Source organism: Phaeobacter sp. G2 (assembly GCA_025163595.1).
Classification (GTDB): Bacteria; Pseudomonadota; Alphaproteobacteria; order Rhodobacterales; family Rhodobacteraceae; genus Pseudophaeobacter.
In genome coordinates, this window is sequence record CP104100.1 from 3,622,688 (window position 1) to 3,644,878 (window position 22,191).

Consider the following 22,191-nt stretch of genomic DNA (forward strand, 5'->3'; position numbering starts at 1 on the left):
ATGCCCGCATAGCAGCCAATATAGTACCCCACCAGGCCCACGCTTGAAGCTGTTCACTTAGATCAGAGGAGTGCGTCAACGGTGGGCAGAAGCTTCTTGCAGGGCTTTGGCAATGGCCTCTTTTATCGACAATGCGCTGGTGTCGATCACCACGGCATCCTCTGCGGGGCGCAACGGTGCTTCGGCGCGGTTCATGTCGCGCTCATCGCGGGCTTTGACATCTGCCAGCACCTCTTCCAGGGTCTGAGCCTTGCCTTTTGCAGAAAGCTCCAGGAACCGCCGCTGGGCGCGGACTTCGGCGCTGGCGGTGACAAAAAGCTTTACCTCGGCATAGGGGCAAATCACCGTGCCAATGTCGCGCCCATCCAGGACCGCCCCACCGGCGCGGCGGGCAAAGGCGCGTTGAAAATCGACCAGGGCCGCGCGCACCTCGGCGATTACCGCCACTTTGGAGGCCGCCTGCGCCGCCTCTGGCCCGCGCAGATCATCCCGTTGCAGATCCTTAGAGGTCAGGCCCTGCGCAGCTGTGATGGCCGGGATGCCTTCCAGCGTTTTGACCCCAACCGCCCGGTACAGCAGCCCGGTGTCCAGATGTCCCAGTCCCAGCTCTGCGGCAACCGCCTTAGAAATCGTACCCTTTCCTGCTGCCGCTGGACCGTCGATGGCAATGGTAAAACTCTGGCTCATGGTCTGTTCTTTCCCTTCCTTAGGGCCGCCCGTATGGAGACGGCCAGCACGATCAAAATAGCGCAGCTGTCCAGCGCCGATTTAACCATCGTCGCGCGCGAAGCTGCGGCAATCGCCCTCGCGTCAATATCCCCTGCAAGCAGACCGGCCACAAGATAGTTTTCCAGGTAGTCCAGCGCGGTAGCGGCCACAATCACGCCGATAAACACCACGCGCCAGGGTCTGGACGCAACCAGCCAGAGCACCGGCCCCGCCAGCGACAGCCCCAGAAGCGCCGGATAGAGCAGGTCCAGCCACCGCTGCGGGCCAGTGTACAGCGCCCGCCCCTCGGCACTCAGAGCGGTCAGAAAGGCACGCGCCTCAGCTTCGCTATATCCAAAGGGCCGCAGATCAAAAGCCGATAGCCCCCCTGCCGCCTGCGCGATGGCTGGCAGGGTCCAGAACACCATGGCCGCATAAACGGCAAGCCCGGCCAAAACGCAAAGCCAATATGCAGCGCGCCAGCGCATCAGGCTCGCGTAAACTTGGCACCAAGGCCTGTCATCAGCGGCTCAAAGATCGGGAAGGAGGTGGTGATCGGCGAGCCGTCATCCACTGTCACCGGGTTCTGAGCCCCCATACCCATCACCATAAAGGACATGGCGATCCGGTGATCGAGGAAGCTTTCGCAGGTGCCGCCGCCGGGAACCCCATCCGGCCCCAGGCCTTCAACCGACCACCAGTCCTCACCCTCGGCCACGGTGACGCCATTGGCCCGCAGCCCGCGCGCCATCGCGTCGATGCGGTCGCTTTCCTTTACCCGCAGCTCCTTGACGCCCGCCATCATGGTTTTGCCATGGGCAAAAGACGCCACAACGGACAGTACCGGGTATTCGTCGATCATTGACGCCGCCCGCGCTGGCGGCACCTCGATGCCCTGCATATCGGGAGAGTATTTTGCCCGCAGATCCGCGACCGGCTCGCCGCCCTCTTCGCGCGGGTTCTCAAATGTGAGATCCGCGCCCATATCCTGCAGCGTGTAAAACAGACCGGCGCGGGTGGGGTTGAGGCCAATGCCTGGCACCAAAACATCCGACCCCGGTGTAATCAGCGCCGCGCAGACCGGAAAGGCCGCCGAAGACGGGTCGCGCGGCACGGCGATCTCCTGTGGCTTAAGCTCCGGGCGGCCGGTCAGGGTAATCACCCGGCCCTCCTCGGTGTCCTCCACGGTGATCTCGGCACCAAAGCCAGCCAGCATCCGTTCGGAATGATCACGGGTGGCTTCCTTTTCGATCACCACGGTTTTGCCCGGCGCGTTCAACCCTGCCAACAACACCGCAGATTTCACCTGCGCCGAGGGCACCGGGACCACATAGCGTACCGGGGTTGGCTCTGCCGCGCCAACGATGGTCATCGGCAAACGCCCCCCTTGGCGGCCCACCGCCTTGGCACCAAACAGCGCCAGCGGATCGGTGATCCGTGCCATGGGACGCCCGTTGAGACTGGCGTCACCCGTAAAGGTCGCGGTGATGGGTGATGTGGCCATGGTGCCCATGATCAACCGCACCCCAGTGCCGGAGTTGCCACAGTCAATCACCTGATCCGGCTCGGCAAAGCCACCAACACCCACACCAAAGACAGACCACTTGCCGCCCCCGTGATTGACCACCTCGGCGCCAAAGGCCTGCATTGCCTTGGCCGTGTCGAGCACATCATCACCTTCCAGCAAGCCGGAGATCCTGGTCTCGCCAATGGCCATGGCCCCCAGGATCAGCGAGCGGTGGGAGATCGACTTGTCCCCCGGAACCTCTGCCACGCCTTTCAGAGGCTCAGCACGGTGGGAGGTCATCGGGATCGGGGTACCGTGTCCGGACATGGCGTTTCCTTTGTCTATGTCGTGTCAGCCTGCATCCTGTCAGCCTGCATATGTTTCCGCTATCGGTAACGAATTGCGATCAGAGCGTCCAGCACCGATCCCTTACCCGCTGCCCCCTAGCCGAGGCGGCGGAAGGTCAGATAGGTCGGAGTGCGCCCCTCACGCAGGGCTTTTTGCTCATAACGTGTGGAGATCCAGTCCTGCCAGGGTTCACGCCAATCTGCGGCCTCGCTCGCCAGCCATTCAAAACCAGCCTTTGGCACCTCCTCCAGCGTCTGGCGCACGTAGTCTGGAATATCGGTGGCGACGCGAAAGATGGCACCGGGCTTGAGACAACGCGCCAGGGGCTCCAGATGTTCCTGCGTCACAAACCGGCGGCGGTGGTGGCGGGTCTTGGGCCAGGGGTCAGGATACAGCAAAAACGCCTTGGCAATGGACTGTGGCGGGATCACATCCATCAAATCGCGAGCATCGCCGGGATGCACGGCAATATTTTCGCAGCCTGCCTTGCGGATCTTGCCCAGCAACATGGCAACACCGTTGATAAACGGCTCAGCCCCGATGATGCCAACATCCGGGTTGCAGCTGGCCTGATGTACCAGGTGTTCACCGCCGCCAAAGCCAACCTCGAGCCAGGTGTCGCGCCCGCCAAACAGGGCATCGAGATCCAGTGGCGCGCGATCCGGGTTTTCCTCCCAGCCCACAGCACCGGGGCTGAGCGCCTCAAGATCTTCGGCCAGATAGCGCCGCTGGCTGTCTTTCAGGGTCTTGCCACTAAACCGGCCATAGAAATTGCGCCAGGGCGCGCCGCTCACATGAGCGCCATTTTCCGGGGTGCTGTTTGCTGTGTCACCCTTGGCTGAACCGCTGTCGCTGCCGGTATCACGGGGTGTTTTCTTCTCGGCCATGGCGGGGCACTTCCTTTATTCAGGCGCCCTCTTTGATCAGTCGCAATCAAAGCAGCCTTTGCAAACAAGGCTTGTGCGCAGTTGGCCGCTCATCTGCCGCAAGCAGCGGCGCAGGTCAAGAGAGGCGCCGGTTCAATGCCCCTAGCGCTGCTTTTTCACTTCCGGCGCCGCAAGCGGCAGTTGCTCCGCCTGCGCCACTGGCACCCGTTGCAATGGGACAACCCCCGGCACTGCCTCGCGCAGCACCCCGGCCGCAGAAAGTTCTTCGTGAGACGGATACCAGATCTCATCCGATTTTGCCTTCAAGGTCGACACCACAAAGCCCGGCTCCACCCCGCGCGAAATCATATAGACCAGATGCGCATGTACTTCCGTCTGGGTATCGCCGTAGATCCAGGAACCAAATTCAAAGGGTGTCCCCCAATCATTGCGCGCGCGGTATTTGCGATAGTAGCGCTGGACCGCCTGGGCCGCCCAGCTGCGTTGATGAAAGCCGATTTTGGCCCCACTGGCCATTTGCCGCCGGTTTCCGGCAAGAAAGACATCAACACAGGCGCTTGTGCACTCCTCCTCGACATAGGTATCGAGCCGGTACTTCATCACAATCGCGGCCATCTCGGCCCCGGCATGGACGCTGCCACCGCTGCTGTTGAGGTGTAATTCCGTGACGGCTGTGTGTTTTCTCAGGGACAACTTGAGGGCCCGAATGTCATCATCAAGGATCTCGCCGTTGGCTTTTTCGGTGTCATAGATCAGCACCGATCCTTTGACCTCGAATTTATCCGACATCCGTTCCTTTGCCATAAGCGACAGGGGGCTTAGCGCCAAAGTAGCAGCGACAATACTTCGGATCATCAAACGGGGCATCCTGTCCAAACCTAATCAGTTTCATGTGCTGCCCCCAACATGACTCGATAGGGTGCTTTGACCCAAGTGCAAATTGGCATCGACACTGGCCAGATGGGGCAGATGGGCCGCAACGGAGCGAACGCTCTGCCGCATGCAGCCCAAAAAGCAAAAGGGCCAAAGCCCTCCATGATGGAAGACCTTGGCCCCTGCAGTTAGGTTGTTGCCTGGATCAGAGCCCTTTTTTGAGCGCCTCGGCCAGGTCAGTGCGTTCCCAGCTAAAGCCGCCATCGGCCTCGGGTTCGCGGCCAAAGTGGCCATAGGCAGCGGTGCGCTGATAGATCGGCTTGTTCAGGCCCAGGTGCTGGCGAATGCCGCGGGGGGTCAGATCCATTGCCTGATCAATTGCGCGTTCAATCTCAGCCGGAGCCACCTCGCCGGTGCCATGGGTATCGGCGTAAATCGACAGGGGCTTGGAGACACCAATCGCATAGGATAGCTGAATGGTGCATTTTTCTGCCATGCCGGCGGCAACCACGTTCTTGGCCAGGTAGCGCGCTGCATAGGCCGCCGAGCGGTCAACCTTGGTCGGATCTTTACCCGAGAAGGCACCACCACCGTGAGGTGCCGCACCGCCATATGTATCAACAATAATTTTGCGCCCGGTCAGGCCTGCATCCCCATCGGGACCGCCGATGACAAACTTGCCAGTTGGGTTCACATGCCAAATGGTCTCGTTCGTCAGCCAGCCGTCGGGCAGGACCTCATGGAAATAAGGCGCAACGATTGCGCGAATATCTTCCGAGCTCAGGCTTTCGTCCAGGTGCTGGGTCGACAGCACCAGCGAGCTGACCCGCACCGGTTTGCCATCTTCATAGACAACGGACAGCTGCGATTTTGCATCCGGCCCCAATGCAGGCTCGGTGCCATTTTTGCGCACTTCTGCAAGACGCCGCAGAACAGCGTGGCTGTACTGAATCGGCGCAGGCATCAGCTGCGGTGTCTCGGTGGTGGCATAGCCGAACATGATACCCTGATCGCCCGCGCCTTCGTCTTTGTCAGCCGAGGCATCAACGCCCTGGGCAATATGGGCAGACTGCTCGTGCAGCAGGTTGGTGACTTCCACGGTCTCGTGGTGGAATTTGTCCTGCTCATAGCCGATCTCTTTGATACAGGCGCGGGTAATCGCATCAATCCGCCCCATGTATTCGTGCAGCTTGTCCTGATCGGACAGGCCCACCTCACCGCCGATGACAACGCGGTTGGTGGTTGCAAAGGTTTCCGCAGCGACGCGGGCTTCTGGCTCTTCGGCCAGAAATGCGTCAAGTACCGCATCCGAAATCTGATCGCAGACCTTATCCGGGTGGCCTTCGGAAACGGATTCCGAGGTAAAAGTATAATTCTTACGAGACATGAAAATGCTCCATTGGGTTAACCTCGTCACGTCAGGAAGCCGTTGTGAGAGGACTTCGTACCAAGTACGCTCGGATGAACTAGAGGTCAAATACTAATCGCCAGACGTTAATCTACTGTGACGGTTTCGCGGCCCTGCGTCGTTTTTCTACAGCACCCAAAACCAGGACGATACACAGAAAAAGCACCGGGAGATCGCCCGTGCGGCTGTAAACAGTGGCAGCCAGCGGTTGTGGCAGAATGGCATCGACGGCGCCGGTTTCTCCCAATGCGATGGTCTCACGCAGGCGCCCAAAGGGGTCGATCATCGCGGTGATGCCGGTATTGGCGGCCCGCAGCATCGGCAGCCCCTGCTCCGCTGCGCGCATCCGTGCCTGCACCAGATGCTGATAGGGGCCAGATCGCGTGCCAAACCAGGCATCATTGGTGATCTGGATCAGCATATTGGGACGCGCCGGGGCGGCATTTACATCCCGAGCAAAGACGGCCTCGTAGCAGATCAGCGGCAGCGCCTGGCCAATGCCCAGGTCGATCAGGCCAGGCCCCGGACCGGCACTATAGCCAGCACCGCTTTGCGCCGCAAAACCATAGATCCCAAACCGGGCCATCAGATCGCCAAAGGGTACATATTCCCCAAAGGGCACCAGATGTGATTTGTCGTAGATCTGATCCACCCGCCCTTGTGCGTTCACCAGGATCGCTGAATTGTAATACCGCCCCTCGACGCGCCGCTGGATGCCCAGCAGGACAGGCACCCCAGCAACCCGCTCTGAAATCGCAGACAGGGTATCGCTGGCATTGTTCAGAAGCTGCGGAACCGAAGTCTCTGGCCAGACAATGAGATCCGGCCTGACCTGGCCTTGACCGGGTTGATCAACGCTTACGCCAGTCTCACTCATCTCAATGGCACGACGGACAAAATCCCAGCGCCGTTCGGGGAGCCACTTTTCCGCCTGGGGCGCGTTGGGTTGCACCAATCGCACCAGATGAGAGGTCATCGCGGGCTTTGGAGGCAGGGGCGGCAAGGCATAGCCAGCCAAGGTCAGTCCCAACAATGGCGAGACCGCCAACAACGGCCGCCTACGCAACAGCGCCAGCGGCAGCGTCACCGCAAAGGTCAGCACAGCCAGCCCCTGACCGCCCACCCAGGGCAACAGCTGCGCCGCAGGGGTATCAATCCAGAATTGCCCAAACCCGGCCCAGGGAAAGCCGGTAAAAAGATAGGCCCGTGCAAGCTCTGCCAGGGACCAAAGCGCCAGCAGTAGCACAAGCCGCCTGCCATCGTGCCGCGCCTCCAGCTTGTCGCCCTGTTTGTCTTTCAGCCCGGCACCTGGGCTCCAGCGCACCGCCAGGCCAAAGCCCACCGCCCAAAACAGCGCCAGCCCGGCCGCAAGAAAGACCAGTGCAAAGGGGGCCATCCAGGCATAACGCTCTGCATCGACCTGAAAGGGTTCGACAATCCAGGACAGGGCAAAACTAAAATACCCGAGCCCTGCCAGCCAGCCAATCACCGAGGCCTGCAGGGGGGACCGCGCCCAGAGCGCCAGCACGCCCAGGCCGCCAAGCGCCAGTGGCAGGCTCAGCAAAAAATGTAGCGGAGCAAGCGAAACCGACAGTAAGGCCCCAAGGCCAAAGGCCGAAAACCCGGCAACCCAGCTTGACCGCTGCCGAGCAGCGCGCAAACATCTGCTCCGCAGGCCGCTCATCCCGCGGCAGGGTCCGGCAGCATCACCCGCAACCGTTTGATCCGGCGCGGGTCGGCGTCCATGACTTCAAATTCCGGCCCATCGGGGTGCACGATGACCTCCCCCCGTGCCGGAACCCGGCCAGACAGCATGAAGACCAGCCCGCCAAGCGTCTCTATCTCTTCGCCGTCGACATCTTCGTGGTGGGTCAACGACTGGCCTACCTCGGCTTCAAATTCCGCCAGAGGCGTACGGGCCAAAGCGATATAGCAGCCAGCTTTTTCCTGATACCAGGTCTGGTCCTCGCCAGGGTCGTGTTCGTCCTCAATCTCACCGATCACCTGTTCGATCAGGTCTTCAATCGTCACCAGGCCGTCGACGCCGCCGTATTCATCAATCACCAGGGCCATATGGCGACGCTCAGCCTGCATCTTGGCCAAGAGCACACCAATCGGCATCGAAGGCGGTACAAACAGCAAAGGACGCAGCATCTGAGACAGCTCAAAGGGCTTGCTGCCGCCATTGAACCCATGGGTCAGGGCAAAATCCTTGAGATGCGCAAACCCAAGTGGCGTATCCAGAGTGCCCTCATAGACAGGGATCCGGGTGAAGCCACTATCGCGGAACACCTGCACCAAATCGTCGCGATCAATAGAGACCGGAACCGAGAGGATCTCAGCCGAGGGAATAGCCACATCCTCGACCCGCATACGGCGCAGGTTTATCATCCCATGAGACTGGGCTGCGGGACTGGGTCCCTCGGGCTCTGCCTGTGGCTGCTGCTCAGGTGTGGCCGGCGCAAAGGAGCCAAAAATACGCTCCCAAAACCCGGGTCGTTGTGCAGCGCTGGCTTCTGCCACAGCGCTGCTTATGTTCTGCAGCGCGCCATGCGCCGCGTTAGAACTGCCTTCTATATCGCCCATCTGTCCTATCCAAAATGCCCCGTTAGAGGCTGTCATCCACAGTATATGGGTTATCCAAACCCATATTGCCAAGTATCTCGACCTCCAAGCCTTCCATCACTGTGGCGTCAAGGTCGCTAATGTGGTCATAGCCCAAAAGATGCAACACTCCGTGAACGATCAGATGGCGCAAATGGTCCGATAGCGGCTTATTTGCGGCATTTGCCTCCCGGACACAGGTGTCATAAGCAATTGCGATATCGCCCAGCGGGATCTCACCGGTAAAATCTGCCTCTGGCCGCAACGGCTGCCCACCCGGTTCTGAGGCCGCCAGATCGTCCGCTGGCCAGCTCAGCACATTGGTGGCAACAGGTTTTTCGCGAAACTCTGCGTTCAAACCGGCGATCTGATCATCGTCGCAGGCCAGCAAGGCAATCTCACATTCCTCAGGATCAAGGTCAAAATGCCCAAGCGCGGCATCAACCGCCTGATGCGCGAGATGTTCCAGCCCGGCCTGCTGCCAGCGGCTGTCCTCTACTGTGATCTCCAAAGCCATCTATGTCGTTACCCTTTAACCGCCGCAGTTGGACAGAACCTCGCCACCAATGGGCCCGGGCATCACGCCGGTGGTGTCTCGGCGTCATAGGCCTCGATGATGGCGGCGACAAGCGGATGTCGCACCACATCGCGCGCGGTAAAGTAATTAAAGCTGATCTTGGAGATCGGCGCCAACAAACGCTCCGCGTCTGCCAGACCAGATGTGACCCCACGCGGCAGATCCACCTGGGTCCTGTCGCCAGTGATCACCATACGTGAGCCTTCGCCAAGACGGGTCAGAAACATCTTCATCTGCATCGAGGTGGCATTCTGCGCCTCGTCCAGCACAACAAAGGCATTGGACAGGGTGCGCCCACGCATGAAGGCCAAAGGCGCGATCTCGATCTGCTTTTCCTCCAGCAGCTTTGCCAGCTGCTTCCCGGGCAGGAAATCATTCAGCGCATCATAAAGCGGCTGCATGTAGGGATCGACCTTGTCCTTCATGTCACCGGGCAGATAGCCAAGCTTCTCCCCAGCCTCGACTGCCGGACGCGAAAGGATGATCTTATCCACCTGGCCGGTGATAAACAGGTTCACCCCGACCGCAACCGCCAGATAGGTTTTGCCGGTCCCAGCAGGACCAATCCCAAAGGCCAGCTCATGCTCAAACAGCGAGCGCACATAGGCCTTTTGCGCATCCGTGCGAGGTTCAACCAGCTTTTTGCGAGTCTTGATCTCGACCTGGCCACCTTTGAACATCTCAAGCTGATCCTCAGCGACCTCGTCGCTGGAATGGCCCATGCGCAGCTCGCGGTCGACATCGCCATGTTCAACACTGCGCCCCGTTTCCAGCCGATCATAGAGCGAAACAAGCACTTCAGCGGCCTGATCCCGCAGCGGTTCTTCCCCGAGAACCAAAAGCTGATTGCCCCGGCGCACAATCTGGACACCGATTTTCTGTTCGATTTCCGTCAGGTTGCGATCATATTCGCCGCAAAGATCAATCAGCAGGCGATTGTCAGGGAATTCGAGCAGCACCTCCTGCGTGGTGCTGGGGGTCGGTGGCTGGATCCGAGCGCTTGTGACCAATGGGGGGAGCTCCTGAGTATGGGTTTCTCATGGCAGTCTGCATCTGCCACCGATCAGGTGCAAGCAGGCGACCTACAAATTCACAGAAATGAGACAAAAAAGGTCGCCCCAAAGGGGCGACCGCATCTTGAAACTGATGGTTTCCCCTGGGCGTAAAGCCTCAGAGAGAATCCGGGAAGGTTGAGCCATCCTTGAACGGACCCGTTGCAACATTGCGCGGCAGCGGGCTGTTGCAGACGGGCTTGCCGTCCGGGGTGCGCCGCAGATCAGCGTAGCCTTCGAGGCCATCATCAATGATCCAATGTTCACAGCCCTGGGGATCAACCCAGATCCCCGCTGTCATATTCGACAGGTGCGTATTGGAGCCATCCCCAGCGTGTTGGTCACGGGTTTTGTCCTCGGTGATTTCACAGGCCGCCACGGCGGTCAGCGCAAGGGACAGCGCGGTTGCTTTGAGTAGGTGCATCTTGATGTCCTTCTTTAGCGCAAGCAATAGATTTCGACGCGACGGTTCTGCGCCATGTTTGCGGCGCTGGTATTGGGTACACGTGGGTCACGCTCGCCATAGGCACGGATATCTGTGATCCGTGCTCCAACCGATTTTGCAACGCCTGCGACCGCATTGGCGCGGCGCTGTGACAGACGGATATTATATTCATCAGAGGCCCGGCTGTCGGTGTGACCAGCGATCACAAAAGAGCGCACGTTGCCTTTGTTGGAATTGAAAAACTCTTTCAGACGCGACTGACCCGCAGCGTTGATGTAGTGCTTGTCAGTTGCAAAGAACTGATCCGTCTCCATCACGCCACACAGATTGCCACGACGGCAGACGGGTTTGCCATCAGGCGTCACATGCGGCGTCATATAGCCTTCGGCGCCGTCGTCCATCACCCAGTGCTCGCAGCCGTCGGGGTCCACCCAGATGGTGGGAACGTAGCGTTCACCAACAACTGTGCGCTGCTGCGCCTGCACCGACCCGACAGACAGGCTCACCGCGGCCACGGCAGCGGCCAGCAGGGCGACCATGTTATTTGCTTTAAATGTCATCACAACCAGATTTCCTTCACCTAAGTCCCTCCAGGGGTATTGCCCAGAGAAGCTTGCCGCTTAAAATTCCTAACACTCAGGTTATCAGCAACAATCTACACGGCTTTTTCATAAAAACAGCCCCCACCCTTGCAGGCTTTTCGCAAGATTATGCGCTTTCAGGCAACACTCATACTGTTTTGTTTAAATTGTCCCCAAGAGCGCAGCAATTATGACTCACTCGCCAAAATCAAACCTCCGCAAAACGGTTTTCCAAGCGAAATCAACCAGCAGTCAACGGCAAAAAGAATCGCCCCTTACCTGAGGCCCCCTCCACGTTGCACAGGCCAGGCGCCCAAAGCGCCCCCAAAGCCCCGCTGCCGCTAGTCGATCAGCTCACCAGCCAGCGAATTTGTGCGCGACGAAACGATGCGCACCCGCGCCAAGTCCCCGGCCTGCCGGTCGCAATCCGCAACGTGAACCGCGTGCAGATAGTCTGACTTGCCCAGCATCTGCCCGGCCTGACGCCCCGGTTTCTCAAACAAAACGCCGACCTCACGTCCCACCATGCTGTCCTGAATTTCGCGCTGCTGGCGCGTCAACAAGGCCTGCAACCGCTGCAACCGGTCATCGGCCTCAACCGGGTCAACCTGCGGGCGCTCAGCAGCGGGGGTTCCGGGACGGGTGGAGTACTTAAAGGAATAGGCGGTGCCGTATTTCACCTCTTCGACCAGATCCAGAGTGGCCTGGAAATCTGCTTCGGTCTCCTCGGGGAAGCCGACGATAAAATCACCCGAGATCAGAATATCCGGCCGCGCCGCGCGGATCCGCTCAATCAAGCGCAGATAGCTTTCAGCGGTATGGCTGCGGTTCATCCGCTTGAGAATTTTGTCAGATCCCGCCTGCACCGGAAGATGCAGATAGGGCATCAGCTTCTTGCAGGTGCCGTGGGCCTCGATCAGATCATCCATCATGTCGTTGGGATGGCTGGTGGTAAACCGGATCCGCTCCAGCCCCTCAACCTTGTCCAACTCCCAGATCAGCTGGGCCAGAGTCAGATCGCCATTGGCTCCGGCACCGTGATAGGCATTGACGTTCTGCCCCAGCAGGGTGATCTCGCGCACCCCGCGCTCAACCAGATCGCGGGCTTCGGTGAGGATACGATCCGCCGAGCGCGAAACCTCAGCACCACGGGTATAGGGCACAACGCAGAAGGCACAGAACTTGTCGCAGCCTTCCTGCACGGTCAAAAACGCCGTCGGACCGCGTTTGGACTTGGGGCGGCGCTTCAGTTTCTCAAACTTGTCCTCTTCGGGAAAATCAGTGTCGAGCACCTTCTCCCCCTCACGCGCCTTTTCCTCCATCTCTGGCAGGCGGTGATAGCTTTGCGGCCCAACCACCAGATCCACCAGCGGCTGACGGCGCATGATCTCCTGCCCCTCGGCCTGAGCCACACAGCCCGCGACCCCAATCTTGAGATCCGGTTTCTGCGCCTTCAGCTTTTTGAACCGCCCCAGCTCCGAATAGACCTTTTCGGCAGCTTTTTCGCGGATGTGGCAGGTGTTCAGCAGGATCATATCCGCTTCATCCGCAGATTTTGCCTCGGTATAGCCCTGCCCGCCCAGCGCTTCGGCCATGCGTTCACTGTCATAGACATTCATCTGACAGCCATAGGTCTTGATAAACAGCTTCTTGGGCGCGGTCATATCTGTGGTGCCTTCCAGCAGGGATCGGGAACAACGGCCTGCCATAACGGCAAATCTCGCGGCTTGCAATGCAGGCGGGATTACCCGATTTTAAGGGCAATTGCCAGAACGGCAGCAAAAGGTCAGAGACACAAGAGCATGATGTATTCTTCGCTGGAAGATTTTCTCAAACAACAAAAGGCCCTACTGGTCAAAGGCCCCGTCGCGCTGATCTTTGTCGAGGACGATATCGAGGTGGCCACAACCCTGCGCCATCATTTGCAATCCGGCTTCAAAGCCGTTGTTGCCCTGATGCCAGATGCCTTTGATCTGCCGCGTGACATCAAATCCAAAGTCCACCGCGTTCCCTTTGATTGCAGTGCCCCTGAGAACGTGTTCGGGGCGGTCAACCAGATTATCAAGGCAGCGCAACCGGGATGCTGGCTCTATTACTGCTACAATGCTGAATTCCTGTTCTTCCCGTTTTGCGAGACCAGAACAGTGGCAGAGATGCTGACGTTCCACACCGAGGAACGGCGCTCGGCAATGCTGAGCTATGTGATCGATCTCTATGCTGGCGATTTACAAAAACATCCCAACGCCGTGTCCCTGGAAACCGCCTTTCTCGACAAGTCAGGCTACTACGCCCAGGCCCGCTGGGATGATGCCACCCAAGAGCCACGCGAAAGGCAGCTGGACTTCTTTGGCGGCGTGCGCTGGCGCCATGAGGAGCATATTCCCTGGACCAGCCGCAAGATCGACAGGATTTCTCTGTTCCAGGTCAAAGAAGGCCTGGAACTGCAAGACAATCACACCTTCAATAATCAGGAATACAACACCTACGCCTGCCCCTGGCACCACAATCTAACCGCTGCCATCTGCTCCTTTCGCACCGCAAAAGCGCTTAAACGCAACCCCGGATCGGATTTTGCCATCGACAGTTTCAAATGGCACAACTCCACTCCCTTTGAGTGGCACTCCCGGCAACTGCTGGACCTTGGCCTGATGGAACCAGGACAATGGTTCTAACCTCCAAACCCAACCCCGGCGCCACCTGCCATTTCACCTGACCAACAGGATCTCAGGCGTGAAAGCCCCATCCGGCGCAAGAGGGGGCAGGGCCCCCTCCCCTCACCGTGCTGGCCCTAGCGCTGCAGCAACACCGGAAACCAATCCTCCCGCAGCCGTTGCCCCGGCTGCATGTCGTGCCCCGGATAGGGCGGCGAGGTCGGTCCGGGGCGTTCGACATAGCGCGCGTCCTCCCCCACCAGCCGCAATGAGAAGGCCCGTCGGCGGCTCTGGCTGGTATTGGCACGGGCCCCATGCAGGGTTTTGAAATCAAAGGCCACAGCATCCCCGGGCTCCATGTCCCACTCTAGAATGGTCATGCCCTCAGCCTCGGGATCAGGCACCGCCATGTACTGCCCTTCGTCGGCAAAGAACCCCTCCTGCGAAACCCAACGGGTTGGCAGCACTTCCTTTTCCCACCTGTGAGAGCCCGCAACACAGCGCAGGGCAGCCTCTGTCACCGGATCCAGCGGCGACCAAAAGCTGATGGTCTGGCGACCTTCTACAAAATAGTAGGGACCATCCTGATGCCAGGGAGTCGCCATCGAGGTCCCCGGTTCTTTCACCAAGACATGGTCATGGAACATCTGCACCCGGTCAGAGCGCATCAGGTCAGCGGCAACCTCCGCTACCGGTGAGGATTTGATCGCCGCCTCAAAATCCGAAATGCGGGGCCAATTGCAATAATCATCAAAAAAGCGCCCGGTCTGGCCTGCCTTCTCATTGTTTGACGCATAGGGACCGGGCTGCGCCATGTTTTGGGCAATGCCGCGGCGCAGCTGGTCGACCTGCCCCTTGAATAGCCCCTTGATCAACACCGCGCCGTCGCGCTGAAAATCGTCAATTTGGGTTTGCGTGATGAGAGGGTGCACCATAGGGATCTCCGTCCTGATTGTACCACCACACCGGCCCGCTTGCGACAGCCTGACAGACGGGCAGACTGACGGGCTCCAGCTTGGCGGTGGGCGGAAAAGAAGTATTTTTGCTGCGCCGACCATGCCGCCTGAGTAAATTAGTTTCAAATAATATATTTCTAACCTAGTTATAACCACATGCTATATTTAACTCTGCGCCACTACGAATACACCTGCGCGGTTGCCCAGCACGGCAGCCTGTCTGCGGCTGCACAGGCCCTCAATGTCAGTCAGCCCGCCCTCTCTACCGCCCTGGCGCGGATCGAAGACCACCTGGGCCACCCCCTGTTTGTGCGGCGGCGAGGCACGCCTTTGTCGCTCACCCCTCAGGGGCGTGACTTTGCCAAAGCGGCCCAACACCTGTTGGACCAGGCCGCCCGGCTTGAGACTCAGAACGGCAGCAGCCCTGTGGTGCAAAGCCTGGTCATAGGCTGTTTTTCCGATCTGGCCCCCTTTGTACTGGCCCCCGCTCTGCGCCACCTGCGCGCGGCCTTGCCTGACCTCACCGTGACAACCAGAACTCTGGGGTTTGCACAGATCATTGCTGGCCTTCTGCAGGGGGAAATCGACCTGGCGGTGACCTATGATCTGGGGTTGGATGCAGGCTTCACACGGTTGGTGATCGACAATCGCGCCCCCCAGGCTTTGATGCCGCCCGACCATGACCTGGCGCAGCACGACAGCCTCTCCCTGGCGCAACTGGCCCGCGAGCCTCTGGTGCTCTCGCAGGAGGGCGTGTCGGTGCAACATATGCTGGCGCTGTTCAAAAGCCTGGGGCTAACTCCGCGCATTTCGCATCGTGCGGCTTCTCTGGAGGTGCTGCGCAGCCTCGCCGCCAACGCAGAGGGGATCGGCATCAGCTATAGCGCGCCACCTATCCGCCAAAGCTACGATGGCAAAGCGCTGGTGAATATCCCGATCCGCGACAGCTGCGCCCTGGAGCCAGTGATTATCACCACCCACGGTGCGCCAAAACCTGATTCGGCCGTGGCGCAGGCGATGGACATCCTGTCAAAGACCCTGAGCCCCCAGAATCCCAAACCCGCAGCAGCTGGCCTCAGACCTTCCGCAGACGAATGACCACATCAACCGAGGCGATTTCCATACCCTCAGGTGCGTCGGGCAGGCGTTGAATCACCAATTGATCAGAGGGCGCATCGGTAACCCGGTTGCCGTCCTCCCAAAAATAATGCGGGTGATCATGGGTATTGGTGTCAAAATAGCTTTTTGACCCATCCACAGTAATTTCCTGCAACACGCCTGCGTCACAAAAAGCACGCAGCGTATTGTAGACCGTGGCCAGTGAAACGGCGGTGCCTTTGGATTTGGCAGCGTCAAACAGGCTTTCGGCGGTGACATGACGATGTTTGCCATCGCCCACCAAAAGCTCCGCCAGGGCAAGCCGTTGGCGGGTCGGGCGCAGACCGGCGTCAACCAGCCAGTGTGTTGCCACTTCTTCGGTGTTTGGCGTCATGTGCGGATCCTGCATCGCGTTGCTATTGGTGTTTATACTGCGAATGAATTGCATTTTTCAAACAGAATCCCCACCTGCGGTGAACGGCACGGCAAACGACCCTGTGCCCCCTCCCCGTGCTCGGCAGTGTTCACTGCTCTTGCAGGACCCTTGAGCCGGGTGCTACATGAGGAAAAACACATGAAACACCTCAGGCAGGAGACGCGCCAGCATGGCCGATTACCCCAGCAGCTTTGACAAAGACGATCTGTTGAAATGTTCCCGCGGAGAGCTGTTTGGCCCAGGCAATGCCCAGCTTCCAGCGCCACCAATGTTGATGATGGACCGCATTACCGAGGTCAGCGCCGATGGCGGCGCCCATGGTAAGGGCCATATCATTGCAGAATTCGATATCAACCCGGACCTGTGGTTCTTTGAGTGCCATTTCCCCGGCAACCCGATCATGCCCGGCTGTCTGGGCCTGGACGGGCTGTGGCAGCTCACCGGCTTTAACCTCGGCTGGCGCGGCTGGCAGGGGCGCGGCATGGCGGTTGGTGTGGGCGAGGTCAAACTCACCGGCATGGTCCGCCCCGAGCGCAAGATGCTGACCTATAAGATCGACTTCAAAAAAGCGATCCAGACGCGCCGCCTGACCATGGGTGTGGCGGATGGCATCGTCGAAGCCGATGGCGAGATGATCTATGACGTCAAAGACATGAAGGTCGTTCTCTCCGAGGCATAAGCCATCCGAATAGAGATCCAATGAAAAGAGGCCCCCGGGCCTCTTTTTTGTTACCCTAGGCCCTGTGCCATAATCCCAGAGCCCCGCACCATAGCCACCCGCATGGTTTCGATATTTTCATCGACGCCCAATTTGTTTCTCACTAGGGTCGCCACTATGCGCAGCGTTCTTTCAGATCTTTTCAATATCAAATTTGTCTGGCTCATTTTGCAGCACTTGCGCAAAATATGGGTTAGAACAGTCGGCTTTGCAGTCCTGGCTCTCGGCTCCGTGGTGCTGGCAAAGTTCGTGGGGCAGCTATTACCCCTTAGCTGGAGCGAAAAAATCGGCGCAGGCGCGGTGGATCAGGTGCTCAATATTCTGGCCACCTCGATGCTTGCAGTGACCACGTTTTCCTTGTCCATCGCGGTTTCGGCCTTCTCGACAGCCGCAGGTTCTGCCACCCCGCGCGCAACGGCCCTGCTGCAGGAAGACCACACCACACAGAATGTCTTGGCAACGTTTCTAGGTGCCTTCTTGTTCAGCCTTGTTGGCATTGTTGCATTGAATGCGGGCTACTACTCCGAAGCAGGGCGTCTGGTGTTGTTTGCCACAACCGTTCTGGTGATTGCATTTGTTGTGGTGGCGCTGTTGCGCTGGATCAGTCAGCTGGCAAGTTTTGGGCGCATCGAAGACACCGTAGAACGTGTTGAAGCAGCAGCAAGCACCGCGCTGCAGCGGCGTATTGAAAAACCCTGCCTGGGTGGCAAGCCGCAAAAACAGCCCCCTCCAGACAGTGCCCATAGGCTGTGTTCAAATGTGATCGGCTTTGTGCAACACATTGACATTGGAGCCATTTCCAAATGCGCAAAGGAACTGGATCTCGAGGTCTGGATCGCGGCCTTACCAGGAACATTTGTTCATAAGGCGACACCACTACTGTTGGTGACGGGCAACACTCATGCGGATCACGACCTTACCCCGCTCAGAGCGGCGTTTTCCTGTGGTGAACGGCGCAGCTTTGATCAGGACCCCAAATTCGGGCTCATCGTCATGTCCGAGATCGCCTCACGGGCGCTGTCACAATCGGTCAATGATCCGGGAACTGCGATTGACGTGATCGGCCGGCTCGTCAGGATACTCGCGCCTTGGTATTCTGACCTGTCACAAAAGGTTGAATATTCAAATGTCACCGTGCCCCCCTTGCAGAGCGCCGAGCTGCTGGAGCAGGCCTTTCGACCTATTGCCCGCGATGGCGCTGCGGTCATCGAGGTCCAGTTAAAACTGCACAACGCCCTGCTGGCGCTCGCAGAGATGTCCCCCGAAACATTCAAAACAGCCGCAGCGGCCCTGTCGAAAGATGCACTGGAACGTGCTGACACGGGCGTTTTGACACAAAAAGAGCTGGGCGCCCTGAAAGAGATTTCGGCCAAAATTTGAACAGGCTGCGCATCTCTCGGGCAGCGGGTTAGATACCCTGGGCAATCCTCACGAATACGTTCAAACACCCGAGGCCCATATCAGAGCCATCTTGCACCTGCCCGCCGCAATGCATACTAAGACATAAGCAATTAAGGGAGTGCACGTATGCGTCGTGTCGTCGTCACCGGTCTGGGGATCGTCTCCTCCATCGGAAACAACACCGAAGAAGTCATCGCCTCGTTGAAGGCGGGGAAATCCGGCATCGTTGCCAGCCCGGAAATGACCGAGCATGGCTTTCGCAGTCAGGTTGCCGGCACGCTGAAGATCGACATCAAGGAACATGTCGACAAGCGCGCCCTTCGCTTTATGGGGCCAGGTGCTGCCTATGCCCATATCGCCATGAGCCAGGCCATTGCCGATGCGGGCCTCTCTGAGGATCAGATCGTCAATGAGCGCACTGGTCTTGTCGCAGGTTCTGGTGGTCCCTCCACCTCTGCCATGCTGGCGGCGCATCAGGTGGTTGCCAAAACCGGCGCCACCAAGCGCATCGGGCCCTTTGCAGTGCCAAAATGTATGTCCTCGACCATTTCGGCCAACCTGTCGACAGCCTTTAAAATCAAAGGCATAAACTATTCCATTACCTCGGCCTGCTCGACCTCGCTGCACTGCATCGGCAATGCGGCAGAACAGATCATGATGGGCAAGCAGGACGTGATGTTTGCCGGTGGCGGCGAAGAGCTGGACTGGACCCTGTCCTGCCTGTTTGACGCCATGGGCGCGATGTCCTCCAAGAAAAACGACAACCCAGAAGCGGCCAGCCGCGCCTTTGATCAGGACCGCGACGGTTTTGTCATCTCAGGCGGTGGCGGCATCGTGGTGCTGGAAGATCTTGACCACGCGCTGGCGCGCGGCGCCAAGATCTACGCCGAAGTTGTCGGCTATGCGGCCACATCCGATGGCCACGACATGGTTGCGCCCTCTGGCGAAGGCGGCGAACGGGCCATGCGTCTGGCGCTGTCGACCCTGCCAGAAGGCCGCAAGGTCAGCTACATCAACGCCCATGGCACCTCGACGCCTGTTGGCGACGTTGGCGAAGTCGAGGCTGTGCGCCGGGTCTTTGGCGAAGGTCAGACCCCGCCGGTCTCGTCGACCAAATCCATGACCGGCCACGCCCAGGGGGCGGCGGGCGCATTGGAAGCAATTTTCTGCCTATTGATGCTGGATAAAGATTTTATTACCCCATCGATCAATGTGGACACCCTGGCCGAGGGCATTCTGCCCGGCGAGATCGCAACCGAGCTCGTTGAAAACGCAGGCCTCGACTGTGTCATGACCAACAGCTTTGGCTTTGGTGGCACCAACGGATCGATGGTTTTGAGCAAGTACAAAGGATAACACTCATAATGTCTGGAACTTTGACGGGCAAGCGCGGCTTGATCATGGGTGTTGCCAATGAACGCTCAATCGCCTGGGGCATTGCCAAGGCGATGTCCGAAGCCGGGGCGGACCTTGCCTTTACTTACCAGGGTGAGGCCTTTGGCAAACGTCTGGCACCTTTGGCTGAAAGCGTCGGCAGTGACTTTATGGTCGACGTTGACGTGACCGATGACGCCTCGCTGGACACGGCCTTTGAACAATTGGGCAGCCGCTGGGACAGTTTTGATTTTGTTGTCCACGCCATTGCCTATTCGGACAAGTCTGAACTGACCGGGCGCATTCTGGATACCAGCCGGGCGAATTTCAAAAACTCGATGGACATCTCGGCCTATTCGCTGATCGAAGTGGCGCGCCGGTCGCATCCCTTTATGAAAGACAATGGCGGCACCGTCTTGACGCTGACCTACGGCGGCTCGAACCGGGTCACGCCAAATTACAATGTCATGGGCGTGGCCAAGGCCGCTCTGGAAAGCGCCACGCGCTATCTGGCCAATGATCTTGGGCCCGAAGGCATCCGTGTCAATGCGATCTCTCCCGGCCCGATGAAGACCCTGGCCGGGGCGGCAATTGGCGGCGCCCGCAAGACCTACAAGCACACCGAGCAAAACGCCCCCATGCGGTCTAACGCAACGCTTGAGGCCGTGGGTGGCACTGCTGTTTATCTGGCTTCGGATGCAGGTGCCTGCACCACAGGGGAGATCATCCACGTCGATGGCGGCTTCCATGTCCTGGGCATGCCGCAACAAGACCACCTGTAGTATCAAAGAAATGGGTTTTAAAAGGGCGCTTCTCAGAGGCGCCCTTTTGCCTGCGTAGGGCCTAGGTTGCTTTAAGCGTAGCGGCTCAAGCCTCCCTCAGCGCAACCTGCATCTCTTGCACCAAAAGCGCCATCAGATCACTGCTTGCCATGGCACGCGACTGCGCCGCCCCGGTTCCGGCCCATTGAGCGCCAAATCCTGTCTCACCTGCCAGTTTGGCCGCAGCATTCAGAGCTTTGCCAGCATCATAGGCAATTGGATAGTCCGGGATTGATGTGGTCGTTTGTGTTTCAGCCCAGGCGGTAAAGCCGTTCTTCAAACAACGCGCGGCACGACCGGAAATGGCAGCGGTCATCTGCGTTTGCCCCGCAGTTGCAGCGGCCAAAGCCTGCCTGTAGCCCCCATCAGCCTGGCTTTCGTCACATCCGACAAAGGCGGTTCCCAGCTGCGCAGCACTGGCCCCCAAGCGCAGCGCAGCAGCAATGTCGCCCCCCGTCATCATGCCACCCGCAGCAACAACCGGGATCGACAGACTCGCGACCAGCTCTGCCGTCAGGTCAGGGGTTTTCAACCCCGCATCCGGCGCATCCGGGTCGAAAAGACCGCGATGGCCGCCGGCCTCCCAGCCCTGAGCCACCACCGCATCAACACCCGCCGCCTGTATCACCAGCGCTTCTTTGAGCGAGGTCGCAGTTGCCATCAGGAAAACCCCTTTGGACTTCAACCCCTGGATGATTTCGGCATCCGGCAGGCCAAAATGAAAGCTCACAACCGCAGGTGCTTCTGCTAACAACATCTGCTGCGCAGCGCTGTCGCTGCAAAAGCTGGTATAGATCTCGTTTAAACTCTTGGGCGGGGAGGCACCAAAGCGAGCAAACAAAGGCGCCATCTGGGCCAGCCAGCCAGCCTCCAAAGCCGGGTCAGCCTGTGCAGGCCTGTGGCAAAATACGTTTATGTTAAACGGCTTCTGGGTCAGCTCGCGGGTTTTTTGGATCATCTCGCGGGCCGTATCAACCGTGGCCGCACCAATCCCAAGCGCACCCAATCCCCCGGCTTCGCTCACCGCGGCGGCCATTTCTGGTGTGCTGACCCCTGCCATCGGAGCCTGAAAGATCGGCCAGTCCAACCCAATCCGCTTGATAATATCTTGCCCCTGCATAAGCGCCCTCCTACTGCCCCTGAGGTGCAGCAAAACCAGATCCGCGCCCAAATACAAGGCAAAGAAAAAGGGCCAGTGTTTCTACTGACCCTTCTCAAACCGCCGTCAAATGGCAATCAGCCGATCGAGACCAACTCGATTTCAAAGTTCAGATCCTTGCCCGCCAGTGGATGGTTGGCATCCAGCGTCACGGTGGACTCGGTGACCTCGACAACGGTCACAGGCAGCACATGGCCTTCGGGGCTTTGCATTTGCAGCTGCGTGCCAAGCTCCAGCGGGATATCGTCAGGAATGCCTTCGCGCGGGATCGCCTGGCGCGCCTCTGGGTTCAGCGGGCCATAGGCGTCCGCCGATGGAATTTCGAGCCGCTTTTTGTCGCCCACAGCCATTCCTGGCAGACCTGCATCCATGCCCGCAATCACCTGACCAGAGCCAACAGTGAACTCCAGCGGATCCCGTCCTTCTGAGCTGTCAAATACAGAGCCATCAGCCAGAGTGCCTGTATAGTGAATGCGGACGGTATCGCCGTTCTTTACCTCGGTCATGTGACCTCCAGTTATACAAAATTACAGTGGCGCACCCTACAGACCTCAGTTTTGAAGTAAACCCGTCGGCTCGCTCCCTGG

23 protein-coding genes and 1 riboswitch are annotated in these 22,191 nt (G+C 58.9%); of the genes, 6 read left to right on the plus strand and 17 right to left on the minus strand.

Features of this window, described 5'->3' with window-relative positions; translation table 11 throughout:
• Positions 1-75: 75 nt before the first annotated feature.
• The 13 genes from cmk to miaB all read right to left on the minus strand — a co-directional run bounded on the left by cmk (position 76) and on the right by miaB (position 12,654).
• Positions 76-687, minus strand: coding sequence for a (d)CMP kinase (gene cmk / locus N1037_17200; protein UWS78978.1), 612 nt, complete (start codon positions 685-687; stop codon positions 76-78).
• The gene (locus N1037_17205; protein UWS78979.1) at positions 684-1,196 is read right to left on the minus strand and encodes a hypothetical protein; all 513 of its coding nucleotides are present in this window, start codon (positions 1,194-1,196) and stop codon (positions 684-686) included. The genes cmk and N1037_17205 overlap by 4 nt, the downstream gene beginning before the upstream one ends.
• Positions 1,196-2,542 carry a 3-phosphoshikimate 1-carboxyvinyltransferase gene (aroA, locus tag N1037_17210; GenBank protein UWS78980.1) on the minus strand — a complete coding sequence of 449 codons (1,347 nt, stop codon included), beginning with the start codon at positions 2,540-2,542 and terminating at the stop codon, positions 1,196-1,198. The genes N1037_17205 and aroA overlap by 1 nt, the downstream gene beginning before the upstream one ends.
• 116 nt (positions 2,543-2,658) lie before the next feature.
• The gene (locus tag N1037_17215; GenBank protein ID UWS78981.1) at positions 2,659-3,450 is read right to left on the minus strand and encodes a tRNA (guanine(46)-N(7))-methyltransferase TrmB; all 792 of its coding nucleotides are present in this window, start codon (positions 3,448-3,450) and stop codon (positions 2,659-2,661) included.
• Between the two features lie 141 nt (positions 3,451-3,591).
• Positions 3,592-4,305, minus strand: a complete 714-nt coding sequence (locus N1037_17220) for a hypothetical protein (protein ID UWS78982.1) — start codon at positions 4,303-4,305, stop codon at positions 3,592-3,594.
• Positions 4,306-4,528: 223 nt separating this feature from the next.
• Positions 4,529-5,710: a methionine adenosyltransferase gene (gene metK, locus N1037_17225; protein ID UWS78983.1), complete on the minus strand. Its 1,182-nt coding sequence runs from the start codon at positions 5,708-5,710 to the stop codon at positions 4,529-4,531.
• A gap of 5 nt (positions 5,711-5,715) precedes the next feature.
• Positions 5,716-5,764: riboswitch (SAM-SAH riboswitch) on the minus strand.
• Between the two features lie 58 nt (positions 5,765-5,822).
• Positions 5,823-7,415 carry an apolipoprotein N-acyltransferase gene (gene lnt / locus N1037_17230; protein UWS78984.1) on the minus strand — a complete coding sequence of 531 codons (1,593 nt, stop codon included), beginning with the start codon at positions 7,413-7,415 and terminating at the stop codon, positions 5,823-5,825.
• Positions 7,412-8,317 carry a hemolysin family protein gene (locus N1037_17235; GenBank protein ID UWS78985.1) on the minus strand — a complete coding sequence of 302 codons (906 nt, stop codon included), beginning with the start codon at positions 8,315-8,317 and terminating at the stop codon, positions 7,412-7,414. The genes lnt and N1037_17235 overlap by 4 nt, the downstream gene beginning before the upstream one ends.
• Before the next feature lie 22 nt (positions 8,318-8,339).
• Entirely contained in the window at positions 8,340-8,852 is a 513-nt protein-coding gene (gene ybeY, locus N1037_17240; GenBank protein ID UWS78986.1) for an rRNA maturation RNase YbeY, read from the minus strand.
• A 62-nt stretch (positions 8,853-8,914) separates the two neighbouring features.
• On the minus strand, positions 8,915-9,922 hold the full coding sequence (locus N1037_17245; protein ID UWS78987.1) for a PhoH family protein: 1,008 nt from the start codon (positions 9,920-9,922) through the stop codon (positions 8,915-8,917).
• A gap of 160 nt (positions 9,923-10,082) precedes the next feature.
• The gene (locus N1037_17250; protein ID UWS78988.1) at positions 10,083-10,388 is read right to left on the minus strand and encodes a hypothetical protein; all 306 of its coding nucleotides are present in this window, start codon (positions 10,386-10,388) and stop codon (positions 10,083-10,085) included.
• A gap of 14 nt (positions 10,389-10,402) precedes the next feature.
• On the minus strand, positions 10,403-10,969 hold the full coding sequence (locus tag N1037_17255) for an OmpA family protein (protein UWS78989.1): 567 nt from the start codon (positions 10,967-10,969) through the stop codon (positions 10,403-10,405).
• A 362-nt stretch (positions 10,970-11,331) separates the two neighbouring features.
• Positions 11,332-12,654 (minus strand): tRNA (N6-isopentenyl adenosine(37)-C2)-methylthiotransferase MiaB, encoded by a 1,323-nt coding sequence (miaB, locus tag N1037_17260; GenBank protein UWS78990.1) that lies wholly within the window; start codon positions 12,652-12,654, stop codon positions 11,332-11,334.
• A 138-nt stretch (positions 12,655-12,792) separates the two neighbouring features.
• On the opposite strand from miaB, the gene N1037_17265 reads away from it, so the two are divergent.
• The gene (locus tag N1037_17265; GenBank protein ID UWS78991.1) at positions 12,793-13,662 is read left to right on the plus strand and encodes a glycosyltransferase family 2 protein; all 870 of its coding nucleotides are present in this window, start codon (positions 12,793-12,795) and stop codon (positions 13,660-13,662) included.
• Positions 13,663-13,778: 116 nt separating this feature from the next.
• Here the strand turns inward: N1037_17265 and N1037_17270 are convergent, their stop codons facing one another.
• Positions 13,779-14,576, minus strand: a complete 798-nt coding sequence (locus N1037_17270; protein UWS78992.1) for a phytanoyl-CoA dioxygenase family protein — start codon at positions 14,574-14,576, stop codon at positions 13,779-13,781.
• 177 nt (positions 14,577-14,753) lie between these two features.
• Between N1037_17270 and N1037_17275 the strand changes: the two genes are divergently transcribed.
• Positions 14,754-15,695 (plus strand): LysR family transcriptional regulator, encoded by a 942-nt coding sequence (locus N1037_17275; protein UWS78993.1) that lies wholly within the window; start codon positions 14,754-14,756, stop codon positions 15,693-15,695.
• On the opposite strand, the gene N1037_17280 is transcribed toward N1037_17275, so the two are convergent.
• Positions 15,673-16,089, minus strand: a complete 417-nt coding sequence (locus N1037_17280; GenBank protein UWS78994.1) for a transcriptional repressor — start codon at positions 16,087-16,089, stop codon at positions 15,673-15,675. The genes N1037_17275 and N1037_17280 overlap by 23 nt on opposite strands.
• Before the next feature lie 211 nt (positions 16,090-16,300).
• On the opposite strand from N1037_17280, the gene fabA reads away from it, so the two are divergent.
• The 4 genes from fabA to N1037_17300 all read left to right on the plus strand — a co-directional run bounded on the left by fabA (position 16,301) and on the right by N1037_17300 (position 20,406).
• The gene (gene fabA, locus N1037_17285) at positions 16,301-16,810 is read left to right on the plus strand and encodes a bifunctional 3-hydroxydecanoyl-ACP dehydratase/trans-2-decenoyl-ACP isomerase (GenBank protein UWS78995.1); all 510 of its coding nucleotides are present in this window, start codon (positions 16,301-16,303) and stop codon (positions 16,808-16,810) included.
• 156 nt (positions 16,811-16,966) lie between these two features.
• The gene (locus N1037_17290) at positions 16,967-18,229 is read left to right on the plus strand and encodes a DUF2254 domain-containing protein (protein ID UWS78996.1); all 1,263 of its coding nucleotides are present in this window, start codon (positions 16,967-16,969) and stop codon (positions 18,227-18,229) included.
• A 147-nt stretch (positions 18,230-18,376) separates the two neighbouring features.
• Positions 18,377-19,606 (plus strand): beta-ketoacyl-ACP synthase I, encoded by a 1,230-nt coding sequence (fabB, locus tag N1037_17295; GenBank protein UWS78997.1) that lies wholly within the window; start codon positions 18,377-18,379, stop codon positions 19,604-19,606.
• Between the two features lie 8 nt (positions 19,607-19,614).
• Entirely contained in the window at positions 19,615-20,406 is a 792-nt protein-coding gene (locus tag N1037_17300) for an enoyl-ACP reductase (GenBank protein UWS78998.1), read from the plus strand.
• Positions 20,407-20,491: 85 nt separating this feature from the next.
• On the opposite strand, the gene N1037_17305 is transcribed toward N1037_17300, so the two are convergent.
• Entirely contained in the window at positions 20,492-21,565 is a 1,074-nt protein-coding gene (locus N1037_17305; GenBank protein ID UWS78999.1) for a nitronate monooxygenase, read from the minus strand.
• Positions 21,566-21,681: 116 nt separating this feature from the next.
• The gene (locus tag N1037_17310; GenBank protein ID UWS79000.1) at positions 21,682-22,110 is read right to left on the minus strand and encodes a peptidylprolyl isomerase; all 429 of its coding nucleotides are present in this window, start codon (positions 22,108-22,110) and stop codon (positions 21,682-21,684) included.
• Positions 22,111-22,191 lie beyond the last annotated feature (81 nt).